The 13,139-nt window shown below is 50.6% G+C and carries 10 protein-coding genes and 1 riboswitch; of the genes, 2 read left to right on the top strand and 8 right to left on the bottom strand.

Features of this window, described 5'->3' with window-relative positions; all coding sequences use genetic code 11:
- Window positions 1–152: 152 nt before the first annotated feature.
- From opp4A to E0698_RS16265, 6 genes are all read right to left on the bottom strand, one after another.
- Window positions 153–1,973 (bottom strand): oligopeptide ABC transporter substrate-binding protein, encoded by a 1,821-nt coding sequence (gene opp4A / locus E0698_RS16290; protein WP_192512218.1) that lies wholly within the window; start codon window positions 1,971–1,973, stop codon window positions 153–155.
- A 42-nt stretch (window positions 1,974–2,015) separates the two neighbouring features.
- Window positions 2,016–2,915: an ABC transporter permease gene (locus tag E0698_RS16285; protein ID WP_192512264.1), complete on the bottom strand. Its 900-nt coding sequence runs from the start codon at window positions 2,913–2,915 to the stop codon at window positions 2,016–2,018.
- Window positions 2,916–2,954: 39 nt separating this feature from the next.
- Window positions 2,955–3,923: an oligopeptide ABC transporter permease gene (gene opp4B / locus E0698_RS16280; protein ID WP_134911482.1), complete on the bottom strand. Its 969-nt coding sequence runs from the start codon at window positions 3,921–3,923 to the stop codon at window positions 2,955–2,957.
- Window positions 3,924–3,937: 14 nt separating this feature from the next.
- Complete coding sequence (locus tag E0698_RS16275) at window positions 3,938–4,864, bottom strand: ABC transporter ATP-binding protein (RefSeq protein ID WP_192512217.1); 927 nt, start codon at window positions 4,862–4,864, stop codon at window positions 3,938–3,940.
- On the bottom strand, window positions 4,842–5,873 hold the full coding sequence (locus tag E0698_RS16270; protein WP_192512216.1) for an ABC transporter ATP-binding protein: 1,032 nt from the start codon (window positions 5,871–5,873) through the stop codon (window positions 4,842–4,844). Before E0698_RS16270 ends, E0698_RS16275 begins: the two co-directional genes overlap by 23 nt.
- 324 nt (window positions 5,874–6,197) lie before the next feature.
- Window positions 6,198–7,802 carry a DUF6359 domain-containing protein gene (locus tag E0698_RS16265; RefSeq protein ID WP_192512215.1) on the bottom strand — a complete coding sequence of 535 codons (1,605 nt, stop codon included), beginning with the start codon at window positions 7,800–7,802 and terminating at the stop codon, window positions 6,198–6,200.
- A 211-nt stretch (window positions 7,803–8,013) separates the two neighbouring features.
- A riboswitch (glycine riboswitch) is annotated at window positions 8,014–8,127 on the top strand.
- 210 nt (window positions 8,128–8,337) lie between these two features.
- Between E0698_RS16265 and sdaAB the strand changes: the two genes are divergently transcribed.
- Complete coding sequence (sdaAB, locus tag E0698_RS16260) at window positions 8,338–9,027, top strand: L-serine ammonia-lyase, iron-sulfur-dependent subunit beta (protein WP_192512214.1); 690 nt, start codon at window positions 8,338–8,340, stop codon at window positions 9,025–9,027.
- Window positions 9,017–9,916 carry an L-serine ammonia-lyase, iron-sulfur-dependent, subunit alpha gene (gene sdaAA / locus E0698_RS16255; protein ID WP_192512213.1) on the top strand — a complete coding sequence of 300 codons (900 nt, stop codon included), beginning with the start codon at window positions 9,017–9,019 and terminating at the stop codon, window positions 9,914–9,916. Before sdaAB ends, sdaAA begins: the two co-directional genes overlap by 11 nt.
- 280 nt (window positions 9,917–10,196) lie before the next feature.
- On the opposite strand, the gene E0698_RS16250 is transcribed toward sdaAA, so the two are convergent.
- The gene (locus tag E0698_RS16250; protein ID WP_192512212.1) at window positions 10,197–12,533 is read right to left on the bottom strand and encodes an Ig-like domain-containing protein; all 2,337 of its coding nucleotides are present in this window, start codon (window positions 12,531–12,533) and stop codon (window positions 10,197–10,199) included.
- A 135-nt stretch (window positions 12,534–12,668) separates the two neighbouring features.
- Window positions 12,669–13,130 carry a pyridoxamine 5'-phosphate oxidase family protein gene (locus E0698_RS16245; protein WP_192512211.1) on the bottom strand — a complete coding sequence of 154 codons (462 nt, stop codon included), beginning with the start codon at window positions 13,128–13,130 and terminating at the stop codon, window positions 12,669–12,671.
- Between the last annotated feature and the right edge of the window lie 9 nt (window positions 13,131–13,139).

Raw genomic sequence — 13,139 nt, 5'->3', positions numbered from 1 at the left:
ATACGGCTATGAAGTATTGAAGCTGGCGTATCTCCGTCTTCTTTCTCTCCTTTCGAGAATCCCCAGAATGATTGCATTAAAAGGTCAAAAGAAGCGCAAGATCGGATCAATCCGGTTCGCGCTTCTTCTTCAGGTTATTGCGCTTTTTTAGATTATTGGGCTACTTCGGCTTTTTCCGCAGTCAACCTAATATTCGCAAACGTGTCTGCATCATACTCCTTGCCACGGGTAATATCATAATTGGCTACCCGATTATTCACTGCCTCCAACGAGTAACGGAATAACGTCGGTACGATGGGTGCCTCCTCGCTCATATACGCCTGCCACTGATTGTATATATCTTTACGATAATTGTCGTCAAAGGCTTTCACAGACACCCCTTCCTGCAGCAGCTTATCATTCTCTTCACTCGTAAAACGGGAATAGTTAAAGCTGGCTCCGCGTCCATACAGCCCACCAGGGTTTACATCTGAACCTGTTCCCCATGCGCCGCCAAAAATATCAATGCCGGCGTCATCCTTTTGCACACGATCATAGAAAGAATTGAACTCAAGCAGACGACCATCCACCAGCTCGACATGTAGCCCGACATCCTTCCAGTTTTGCAAATAGAACTTCGCCAGCGATTCGGCTGTCGCATCCCCGCTCATCGCTGCATAATGAAGCACCAGTTCCTTACCCTTAGGGTCCTCACGGTAGCCATCTCCATTGGTGTCCACATATCCTGCCTCGTCCAGCAGCTTTTTTGCCTTGTCCGGGTCATGGGTGATGCCCTTCGCGTTCACGTCATGATATCCCTTAAAGGCAGGCGGAATCAGAGACGTTGCCGGAACCCGAAGCCCGTGAAAGAGCTGCTTGCCGACCTGCTCATTATTCAGCGCATAGCCAAGGGCCTGACGCAATGACTTGTTCGCCAGCTTGGCGTTCGGGTCCATGATATTTAGACTCTTGGCCTGATCGAATTTGCCCAGTTTAAAGCCTACATAGCTATAAGACAATTCCTCCTGACCGAGAAACTGTACATTTTTCGGATTGCTGGCCTCATTGTAACGGGTGGTTGGATAGCTGGCCCAGTCAATTTCTCCGCTTTTCAGCGCTTCTGTAATGACATTCGGGTTCACAACCTTCAAATGAATGCCATCCAGCTTGGGCTCACCGTGAAAATAATCCTTGTTTTTGACAAATTCCACAGATTCACCTGTGACCATCGATTTAATTTTGAACGGTCCGTAGCCAATCGGATTTTTGCGGACAGGATCAGATCCAGCCATATCCTTCACCGGGATGTTTTGAAACACCTTTTTCTCCAGTGGCGTAGACCAAAGTCCCGATTTCACCGAAGGATTAGGCTCCTTGAACTGAATGGTAACCTCTTTCTCATTCAGTATCTTGATGCCGGAAATCGTTTTGGCCTTGCCCGCGTGATATTCCTCCATACCTACAATGTTGGTCATAAAGCTATCATAACGCGGACCTTCGTAGTCTTTATGACCGATCACTTCATAGGAAAAGGCATAGTCCTCCGCCGTTACCGGATTACCATCCGTCCAGTTTAGCTTGGGATCAATTTTGACAGTCACGGCCTTATTATCTGCGGAAAAGGAAATCGTCGCCGCCCCTTTATCGTCAATATTCAGATTGGAGTCAATCGAAAACAAAGAAGGATAGAAAAATTGGAAGACTTCAAAATCCGGGTTGCCATCATAAAATACAGGATTCAAAATTCCTTCAAAAGGGGTATCGGACACAAGTGCATAATTGATGACACCGCCCTTAATCGGTGCCTTATCATTCTTGACCGCCTTCGCCAGCGCTGTCGCATTCACCTGCTTGCTGTCTGATCCTGAGCCGCCTGTACCATCAGACGATTTTCCTCCATTTGAAGCGGATGGCGCGCCGCTGCATGCGGCCAGAGAAAGCACCAAAATTGCAGATAGAACAGGCAGAATTCCTTTTTTCCAGCGTTTAACCATTGTAAGCCCCTCCTTGTCATTGTCCTTATTATGGAACTTCGGTTAACCCAATCGTTGTCTGGCATCCGTGGCGCGTTTGAGCGCCTGGCCGATAAAGTTGATCGCCAGCATTAGCACCAAAATAAGTAAAGATGCAGGCAACCACATCCACCAGCTGTTCTGCAATACATCGGGATCATTCGCATAACTCACCAGTGTACCCAAGCTTGGCGTGGATTCTGGCAACCCAAAGCCGAGATAGGAAAGTCCGGTTTCAATCCCGATATTTCCCGCGAGGCTGAGCGTCAGATTGACGATCACGACCGAGCTGAGATTGGGCAGCACGCCAAACCAGATGATTTTCCAATTGGGTGTGCCGAGCGTTTTGGAGGCCTGCACATAGTCCAGCTCCCGCTCCGACAGTACCTTGGCTCGAATCAGGCGTGCTTTTCCAATCCACAAAAAAGCGGTCATGATGAAAATAAAAGACCCTATGCCGCTCTTGGGCACAATACTGACGAATACGATGACCAGCATCAAAAACGGAAGTACCAGAATAAAATCAATGATCCGCATGATGATGTTATCGACCAGTCCCCCATAAAAACCAGCCAGCAAACCTAACGTTAAGCCGATAGCGGCGGATAGCAATGTAATCGTAAAGCCGATGGTGAAGGAATTGCGGGCTCCAATGACCAGCTGACCGAAAATATCTCTGCCCGCCCGGTCCGTGCCCAGCCAATGCGCCGAGCTTGGAGCCTCACGGATCGCGCCCAAATCCACCGTCGTGACAACATCCTGATTCACAAACAGAACAGATGAATAAATAAAGATCAAAAACAAGACCACAAACGCGATGGACACCAGCGCCGTTTTGTCACGCACCAACTCGCGGCGCAGTACAGACCAGCTCGATGGTGATTTACGAATGATCTCCGGCGTGAAAACCTCCTCCACCTGTATGGACACCTTACACCCCTCCCCTTCCTCTGAAGTTGTTCGTTATTCGATCCGAATGCGGGGATCGACCTTGCTCAGGATGACATCAGACAAAAGGGTTCCCAATAATGCCAGAAAACCGGAAATCATCACCAGCGCGGTCACGACTGAAAAATCACGTTGGGTGATGGACTGGAGAAATAGCTGACCCAGCCCCGGATACCCAAAGATGGATTCAAGGAAAATGTTGCCCGCAATCACTCCCGTCAGGTCATAGCCCAAAAAGGCGGCAATCGGTAGCAGCGAATTTTTGAAAATATGGCGGGAATAGATTTTCCCCTCGGGTACCCCTTTGGAACGCGCCGTTTTCACAAAATCCTTTAACCGTGTGTCAATGACCTCATTGCGCAAATACTGAATCGTGGCTGTCGTACTGAGCAATGCTCCTGTAGCCGCTGGCAATATGAGATGGTAAGCCTTGTTGATGTAATATGCCGAGGTTCCCGGCTCCACGCCCACATCCACACTGCCGCTGGTCGGAAACCAGCCAAGCCTGAATCCGAACACGTACAGCAGCAGCAACGCGAGTATGAATAAGGGGGTCGCAAAGCTGAGATAGGTATAACCCACCACGGTTTTGTCCAGCGGGCTATGCTGATAACGACCGCTAAGTACACCGAGCGGAATCGCGATTAGATACGTCAAGATCAGGATCACTACGCCCAAAAAGAACGTGTTCCCCAGACGGCTACCGATCAGATCGGTGACGCCGATTTTATGTACATAAGATTTTCCCAAATCCCCGTGAACCAATCGGGCAAGCCAGTTGCCATATTGTATCCACACCGGATCATTCAGCCCTAATTTTTGCCGTTGCTCCTCCAACGCCGCCGGATTCAAATTGGGTGTCGAGGTTATGAGTCCTGTCAGGGCATCCCCCGGCATGGCCTTCGCCAGAAAAAAGATAAGTATGCTCAAAGCAAACAGCTGAGGGATCATAATCAGCAGCCGACGCAGTGTAAATTTCCACATATTTTGTCCCCCCTTTATGGTAAAGCGACTTGATGGGACGGGCTTACCGCTTTTAGCACAAACGGCTTGCCGTTCTCGTCCAGATGTTTGGGCAGCTCTGTTTTGTAGGAGGACAACAGCGTTCGCCTTTTTTGAGCATTTTCCAGTCGTTTGGCAGGATCTATATTCGGAATGGTCGCAATGAGCCTTTGGGTATACAAGTGCTGTGGATGCTCATAAATATCCTGCTCGCTTCCCTGCTCCACCAGACGCCCCCGGTACATAATCCCGATTTGGTCGCACATATGGCGGATGATACCGAGATCGTGGCTGATGAACAAATACGTCAAATTAAATTCCCGCTGCACATCCTTCATAAAATTAAGCACCTGTGCCTGAACGGACACATCCAGCGCTGATACCGGCTCATCGGCAATGATCAGCTTTGGATTCAATGTGAGCGCACGCGCAATGCCGATCCGCTGTCGCTGTCCCCCGGAAAATTCATGCGGATATTTGTAGGCCGCATCAGCGTTCAAGCCGACCTTTTCCAGCAGCGTCTGAACTTTTCGTCGTTCTTCCTCACTACTCAGCCTTTCAAAATTCCGCAACGGCTCAGCGATGACATCCAGCACACGCTTACGCGGATTAAGCGAGGAATACGGGTCCTGAAAGATCATCTGAATGTCTCTCCGCAGCGGATGGCGGTTGTTACGGCTCAAGGCCGTTAGGTCATTTCCGTTAAAAAGAATTTGCCCGCTCGTCAGCTTGTTCAGCCCGATAATCGTTCTGCCCGTTGTCGTTTTGCCACAGCCGGATTCTCCTACCAGCCCATACGTCTGACCCGCCTCAATGCTGATGGACACACCATCCACCGCTTTTACCTGATCGACCACACGCTGGAAGAAACCACCGCGCACCGGATAATGGACTCTCAGATCATTTAGCTCCAGCAGTGCCATGAGCAGCTTCCCCCTTTGCCTCGTCTTCAAAATGAAAATGCTGATAACATGTACAGCGGACCCAATGCCCGGGAGAAACCTCACTTAAATGGGGATGATTCTCATGCACCTCATGCTGAATCCAGGGGATACGTGGAGCAAAGCGGCAGCTATTGCGGGGAATATCCTGCAAGGAAGGGACGATTCCTCCGATGACGTGCAACGGTTCTCCCTTGGTATGCGATCCCGGCATGGATGCAAGCAAAGAGCGCGTATACGGATGCTGCGGATGTCGGAATAATTCAAAAACATTGGCGCTTTCCACGATTTCTCCGGCATACATGACCACCACGCGGTCCGCCACCTCTGCCACAACGCCAAGATCGTGCGTAATCAGGATAATGCCGCTTCCAGTCTCCTGTTGAAGCTGCTTGAGCAAGTCGAGAATTTGAGATTGAATGGTTACATCGAGCGCTGTAGTCGGCTCGTCTGCAATAATGAGGGCAGGACGACAAGCGATGGCAATCGCGATCATCACACGCTGCCGCATCCCCCCTGACAGCTCATGCGGATACTGGTCGTATACACGTACGGGATTCGGAATATCCACACTCTCCAGCAATTCCAGCACACGTGCCTTTTTCTGCTTCGTAGAGAGGGTCGTATGATAATCAAGATTTTCCTCAATTTGCTTACCAATGCTCATTAGCGGATTCAGCGCGGTCAGCGGGTCCTGAAAAATCATGCCGATGCCTGCTCCACGGATTTTGTTTATTTGCCCTGTGGAGAGACGATTCAGATCCGTGCCTTTAAAAAGAATCTGTCCCTCCACGCGGGTACGCTCCAGATCGTGCAGCTGTGCTATCGAAAGCGCCAGCGCGCTTTTGCCGCAGCCGGATTCCCCGACCACAGCCAGCACTTCATTGGGATTGACCGTCAGATCCAGATGGTCGACTGCGGGGTAATATTCATCCTTAATGCGAAAAGATACCGTTAACCCTTTGATCTCCAACACCGGCTCGATACTCAATGTGTGTGCTTCCTCCGTTCTCCATGGCCTTGTCCTGCTTATGCACGCCACGCTTGATGTTAAACCTCTCATAAACATTACATACCGATTTAGTCGGAATAATTTGAATTCATCCTACCACCAGTATATGGATATATCAATTAAGATTAGACTATCATCATCATTGATAAAACCAATGATTCAGCAGCAGCACGACCTTTCTGGCACAAAATGTAATGAAATAACCAACCACAGGTTAATTTTCAGCGCAAAAAAAGCCGCCTGACCCCCTTAAAGGGATCAAGCGACTGGCTGGTCCATCTCAAATTGTGCTCTCTTCGTTAGTTACGAAGCCGCTCCATAGGAGCCGGATTTGAACGTTCTTGGATCGTACCATTTGTAGCCCGCTGCCGGAGCAGCCCAAGGCTCAGGCTGCGGTTCCGTGGAAGCCGCAGGCTCCTCGAACGGTAGCAACTGTGTTGGCTGGTCCAGCGTCAGGCCCGCCACATCGGACAGCTTCGTATAATCCTGCTTCCATGCGAGCCATTGGACCATCTGTACCAGGAAGGTGGAATCGTCCACTTCCTTGAATCCATCGTACGTCTTCTTCGACTGTCCGTTTTCCTCACGTACATATTTCGGCGTGGCATCCTCAACTGGCGAAGAATCACCGATAAACGCTGCCTTGCCCTGACCTACCTTGGCTACAGCAGCATAAGGTCCTTCAGCACGACCCCCGCCGTTATAGACACCCTGGTCCACGGCATTGCCCCATTTTTTCGTGCCTGTAGGAATATAAGCGATTCCTTTCGCCTTGGTCGGGTCAATAATCGCCAGTGTAGAACCAGCATGCATTGCTATCGAACGTACACCCTTCGTAATGCCAAAGGATTGATCTGCCGCTACGATATCCGTAGCGTTCACGTCACCAAGTGCATTGTAGCGGAAACGAACGCCAAAGTTCGTCGCCAGCCAGTCGGAACTGGTTAATCCCTGCATAGCTGGTGATGCAGCTTCTTCTGTAGTCATGCCTTTGGCCGGATTGGAATAGGCTCCACGGCGGTAGCCGTTCATAACCTCGGAGGAATCCCAACGGTTTTTGTTCCGGTCAGCGTTATAGTGGTCAGAAATGAAGAAAATGCTGCCTCCATTCTTCACATATTGCACCAGTGCGGCCTGCTCGGATGCCTTAAAGGCAACATTGGCTTCACCAATGATGAACACATCGTATGGACGCAGCTTGTCGTACGTTATAGCCTGCTCTCCATAGGTAAAAGGAATGGAACGGTTCAACGGGTCCACGGTAAAACCTGCATTACGCAGTCCGCCCGCAAAATCGGAAAAGGCTCCATCAATAACCCAATCTGCTGCTCCGGCTGTCTGTGCGTGCGTATTATCAAACAGTACTTTTTTGCCTTTTCCATCCGGTAATGTCGTACCGGGTTGACCCGGTGTACCAGGATCAGGTTCGCCCGGATCACCAGGATTTCCAGGCTCGCTTCCGCTTACCAGTTCCAGAGCGCTTGGGCTTTTCACTCCACCAAAATTGTTATAGGCACCGAGCGCACCCGTCACGCGAATTTTACTGCCGATCAGCTCAGGATGGCCTGACAGCCCAAATGCTCCTCTATACGCGGATGTCAGTTGTACATTTAACAGATTAGACGTATTGCGTTCACTCGCCTGATCCGCAATCAGTACGTTAAAATCGTTTGCAAACGGGGCAGAGAAATTAGCCGTTTTCGATCCGGTGGCATGTCCGACGACGTAGCCTTCTACCGTCACCGTACCTCCGCTGCTTTGACGCTGAAGCGCTTCCGCTACCGTCAACGAGCCCTCTGCCTTGACCTGGCCGAATGGAACGAAGAGTCCTACCAGCAGTGATACGATTGCCGCCAGATGCAGCATTCTTTTTAAGCGTGAACCTGTGAACCGGAAACCTTTTACCATACGTAAATGTCCCTCCCATATTCCATAAATTAGCTTGTCCTCTATCAGATTAGCTATCAACCTTCTAATTCCTTCCTGTTTTCATCCATAATTATGTAAAATTTAATCTTTTTATTGAGAAGATTCCTGATTCTGTAAAATCTCAACCTGTGATTGACACCGGGCATGGCATACATTACGCTTAGGAGGAAATGTTGAACGGTATACGCGAATGAAGATGACGGGAGAGTCTGTCCGGGAAGCACATCCCGGCGGCACCGAAGGAGCAAGACGCCAGCACCCGGCTGGCGGATAATCTCTCAGGTCCATGAATCGCCATCTGACGCAACTCTGGAGAGAGCGCAAGCCACCCAAGGGGTAAGGCGGTATACACCCGCACGAAACTCTCAGGTAACGAGGACAGAGATAAGGGAAATTTCCTTATCCTGTCCTTTTTTTGTGCTTACATGCTGCGTCAGCATTAGAAACCGTCGCACCCGCGCAAGGCGCGGCAGCACCATATACTATGGTATTCAAACATACAGGGGGCCACACCATGCGTTTCAAAGACGTATTTTCCATTATTGGTCCGGCTATGACCGGACCCTCCAGCTCGCATACCGCAGGCGCAGTGCGGCTCGCACGCGTTGCCCGGCACTGGCTCGGTGCGCAACCTGACCGTGCCCGCCTGACGCTGTACGGCTCATTTGCCGATACGTACAAGGGACACGGCACAGACCTAGCACTCATCGCCGGATTGCTGAATTACGATACAGACGACCACCGGATTCCGGATGCGGAGCAATGTGCAGAGCAAGCCGGGATGGAAGTAGAGTTCGCTGTCAGCGGACTGCCCGCCCCCCATCCGAACACAGTCCGCTTCGAGCTATGGAAAGGTGAAGACCAGCGCACGCTGCTAGGCTCCTCCATCGGCGGCGGAAACATTCATGTCCAGCAGCTTAACGAGTTCCGGGTCAATCTGACCGGAGATCTGCCTACGCTGGTGCTTCTTCACTCGGATAAGCCCGGAACATTGGGCGCGGTGACTTCGGCGCTGGGTGCAGCTGACATTAACATTGCCTACATGCACGTGGATCGCAAAGGCCGGGATGGCGAAGCGCTCACTGCTATTGAAACCGATAGCCCCGCTCCGGCTAAATTAATTGCCGAGCTGCGGGCTTTGCCTCATATGTATGAAATCAAAATGATTAATTTGAAAAAAGGAGCTGAATCCGATGCGGTTTAGCCATCTGCATGAATTAGGTGCCTTGTGCGCCGAGGAATCCACTACGATTGGGCGCCTGATGATCAAGGAACAGGTACAAGAAACGAACACATCGGAGGAAGAAATCTTCCGACAAATGGCTGATTATTATGAAGTCATGAAGGAAGCCGTTCATCGCGGGCAAACACAGGACACCGTATCCCGCAGCGGATTGACGGGCGGCGACGGCAAGCGCCTGGCAGAATATTTGCGCGCAGGGGAAACCTGCTCCGGCGATGCCTCGGCACTCGCCATGGCGTACGCCCTTTCCGTGTCGGAGGTCAATGCGTCCATGGGTCGCATTGTTGCCACGCCTACCGCGGGTTCATGCGGGGTCATTCCCGGCGTGTTCATCAGCGCGCAGGAGCGGTTTGGCTGGGATGACGAGCATATGGTGCGCGGACTGTTCGCCGCTGGAGCGATTGGCTACGTTATCGCCAACAATTCCTTTATCTCCGGTGCGGAGGGAGGCTGTCAGGCCGAGATTGGCTCAGCCATCGGGATGGCCGCAGGCGCTATGGTCGAACTGCGCGGCGGTACGCCAGAACAGGCCATTCATGCAGTGGGCCTCGCGCTCAAGAACACGCTCGGCCTGATTTGCGACCCCGTCGCCGGGCTCGTGGAGATTCCGTGCATCGTACGCAACGGGCTGGGAGCCGTGACCGCGCTTGCCGCTGCGGATATGGCTCTGGCGGGTGTGCGCAGCGCCATCCCGTCTGACGAAGTCATCGACGTGATGCTCGAAGTAGGCAGCGCGATGCCGTCCAAGCACCGCGAGACCGCCAAAGGCGGCCTGGCCCAAACGCCGACCGGCAAGCGTCTGACGGAATCGCTTACGCGCAACATACCAGCCAAGAAGGATAAGTCGTAGCTTCTAAGCGGTAAACCTCCTCCCGCATGTAAATCGGGAGAGAAGCTGCCGTCTGTCCAGCCACATAAAGGTGAAAAGGTTGCTCGACACTTCCATTTTATCAAAGAACGGTTTTTTTTGATTTTAGAAGGATTGCAGAAGCTTTTTTCGCTGGTCACAACAGCGATTGGAACAACGGTCCGTTCGCGAAGCGTCCATCTGAGTGCCAACGAATATCCTTCTCTAAAGCAAAGGGGCGCCCCATTGCCATTTCCATGGCTTTTGGGACACCCCTTTTTTCTTACTGAACGTTCACCTGTACCTTCGTCGTTTTACCTGCATATTTCACCGTAATGACAGCTTTACCTTTACCCTGTGCCTTAATGCTGCCGTCTTTGACCGTGGCAACAATAATTCGGGAAGAGGACCAGACAGCCGGCTTGGATACATCCTTCTCCGACTCATCCTTATACGTAGCTGTAGCCGTAACTTTAGCTACCTGTCCTACTTTCAAATTCAGCGAGACTTCGTCAGTTTGCAAATATTTAAGCGTATCGACATCCACCGGTACGGTGATATATTTCCCGCCGAACTTCGCCTGAATATTGGTTTTACCGTAGCTTACTGCGGTAACCTGGCCCTTTTTGACTGTAGCTACCTTATAATTTAACGTTTTCCATTCGGCTTGGGCCGTAACGTCTTTTTCTTTGCCGTCACTGGATTTGACCACAATTGCGATGGTTTTTTGATCTCCGGATTTAAGCGATAACGCGATAGCATCCGCCTCAATATGTTGCGCCACATCCACTTCTACTGTAAATGTAATGCTTTGCTTGCCATAAGAAGCTGTAACAGTAGCCTTACCACTGCCATTCGCTTTGATCAAGCCCTCGCTAACCTCGACCACTTTCACATTGCTGGTAGTCCAGGTGGCATCCTTGGTTACATCTGTTTTTGTACCGCCACTCTTGACGCCTGTTACTTTCAACTGCTTCGTTTCCTGGGCACCAAGCGCAATCACGCGTGTGTCTGTTTCCAAACGGTCTACGAGACCGACTTGTACATTAATGGTCAGCTTTTTGCCATTATAAGTGGCTGTAACAACCGCCTTACCCGCTGCTTTACCTGTAATTGTACCTTTGGATACCGAAGCAACATCTTCCGCACTTGAAGTCCATTCTGCATCCTGTGTAACATCTTCCTTACGACCATCTGCATAGGTAGCAGTCAGAGTCGCAACATAGTCCTCATTAATATCAATCGTTGCCGTTTTGGAGGACAATGCCAGATCACCAGGCACATTCACAGATACCGTCGCTGTGACTGTTTTGCCGCCATAAGAAGCAGTGATCGTAGCCTCACCTGTTTTATAGCCCGTCACTTCACCCTTGCTGACAAAAGCAATATCTTCATTGCTGGATTTCCATTCTGCCGTATCCGTGATATCTTCTTCCGTACCTGTTACGTACGTCGCGGTTAGCTTGAGCTTCTTGGATTCCTTGGCATTCAGGCTCAGCTTGTCCTCGCTCAAATTCAGATATCTGGACGTTTCCACGTCTGCCTTAATCGAAACCGTCTTATCGCCATACTTCGCGGTCACCGTAGCCGAACCCGCTCCAATCGCCATAATCGTTCCTTTGGTCACCGTCGCAATTTTTTCGTCGCTTGTGGACCATGTGGCTTTATCCGTGACATCCGTTACCGTTCCATCCGGGTACACCGCAGAAACCTGTACTTTTTTGGATTCATCCAAACGGAGAAAAATATTGGATTCGCTGGCTTTCAGCTTATTCGTTTGATCCACATCCACCGAAATGGTAGCAGACATCGTACCGTATTTACCGGTAATCGTCGCCTTACCCGCGCTATAGCCCGTAATCGTGCCTTTCAGTACATCCGCCACGGCTGCATTGCTTGAGCTCCAATCGGCGGACTCTGTAACATCCTGCACCGTTCCATCGGGGAAGGTCGCCGTCAGTTTAACCTTCTCGGTATCCTTCAACAAAAGGGAAACTTCTGATGAACTGACATCCAGACGTTTAACCTGTTCTACCTGTACAGCAATCGTTACCGTCTGTTGACCGTATACGGCCTTAATGTTGGCTGTACCTGCTCCCTGAGCGGTCACCAATCCGTTAACTACGGTTGCTACCTTCTGGTTATCCGAGGTCCAGGTAGCATCACCCGATACCTGAGCTGTTGTGTTATCACTGTAAGTCGCTGTCAGATTGATCTGTCCTGTGCCGCTTGAACGCAAGCTCAGGCTTTGCACACTGGATGTGAGCGCCTTAACCTTTTTCGTTACATGTACCTGAACCGATTGTATCTTATCTTTATAGGTCGCAACCACAGTTGCTTCCCCTTCGCCCTTACCTGAAACCGTACCGTTATATACCGTAGCAATAGCAGTATTATCACTTTTCCAATCCGTGCTTACAGTTACATTTGAAGTCGTCCCATCGGCATAAATAGCCGTAGCCGTCAACGCAGCCGTATCTCCCTGCTGCACAGTTACCTCGTTAGAGGAAAGGACAATCTTGGAAAGCACCGGATCAGCTGCGGATGCAAACCCTGCGTATGATGTAAAACTTGAGATCAGGATGACCAACGCCAAGAAACCGGACCATCTATTCTTCAAAATCTAATTCCCTCCCATTTCGAAACTTTAAAATTAAGGATTTCGCAAAATCCTTATACCTACGTTTTATGTCGACATGTGGAAAAGAATAGTTTAGGCTTTAAAGAAAATTTGGTCCTTATTAACTACTAAATTTTACATTAACAGCTCGGCCACCGTTTCTTTCCAGCGTTTGATCACCGATTCCGGCTCCTTGAGGCGAACCGTGACACCTGTCAAGATATCCGCATATTGAGCAGAATCCTCTCTGGCTGCGAAAACCCGTGCCGTAAAACGCTCGCGTACATGCTTGGCCCCGGGCAAAGCAGGCAGATGTTCCAGCGACAACCGCACATAATGTGCCTTCCCCCCGGTGAACACCGCAAGCGTCGCCTTCCCAGTACGGATCATGTTGCCCGTCGTGGTCGTACCCGGCCATAGTGCCAGACGTAAATTTCCCTCGTCCAGCGCTACAACCTCGCCCACGCTAACCATTGCAATATGCGGCCACTGGTCCTCCGTGACCGTCAGCAGCATCATTGCTTCATGCTGCTTGTTTTCCAGCCCCTTGCCATCCAGCAGCGAGAACAGCTCCTTACCAATCCTTGGTGTCTGCATGAAGTATAA

It is taken from the genome of Paenibacillus sp. 23TSA30-6 (assembly GCF_014858585.1).
Taxonomy (GTDB): Bacteria; Bacillota; Bacilli; order Paenibacillales; family Paenibacillaceae; genus Paenibacillus.
Note: the sequence above shows the minus strand (reverse complement) of the source record. Positions and strands in the feature narration are given on the sequence as shown.

Excerpts from the sequence above, each read along its gene's own strand:
- E0698_RS16245 (WP_192512211.1), bottom strand. The coding sequence starts at position 13,130 with ATGCAGACACCAAGGATTGGTAAGGAGCTGTTCTCGCTGCTGGATGGC.
- opp4B (WP_134911482.1), bottom strand. The coding sequence starts at position 3,923 with ATGTGGAAATTTACACTGCGTCGGCTGCTGATTATGATCCCTCAGCTG.
- opp4A (WP_192512218.1), bottom strand. The coding sequence starts at position 1,973 with ATGGTTAAACGCTGGAAAAAAGGAATTCTGCCTGTTCTATCTGCAATT.
- E0698_RS16275 (WP_192512217.1), bottom strand. The coding sequence starts at position 4,864 with ATGGCACTGCTGGAGCTAAATGATCTGAGAGTCCATTATCCGGTGCGC.
- sdaAB (WP_192512214.1), top strand. The coding sequence starts at position 8,338 with ATGCGTTTCAAAGACGTATTTTCCATTATTGGTCCGGCTATGACCGGA.
- sdaAA (WP_192512213.1), top strand. The coding sequence starts at position 9,017 with ATGCGGTTTAGCCATCTGCATGAATTAGGTGCCTTGTGCGCCGAGGAA.
- E0698_RS16265 (WP_192512215.1), bottom strand. The coding sequence starts at position 7,802 with ATGGTAAAAGGTTTCCGGTTCACAGGTTCACGCTTAAAAAGAATGCTG.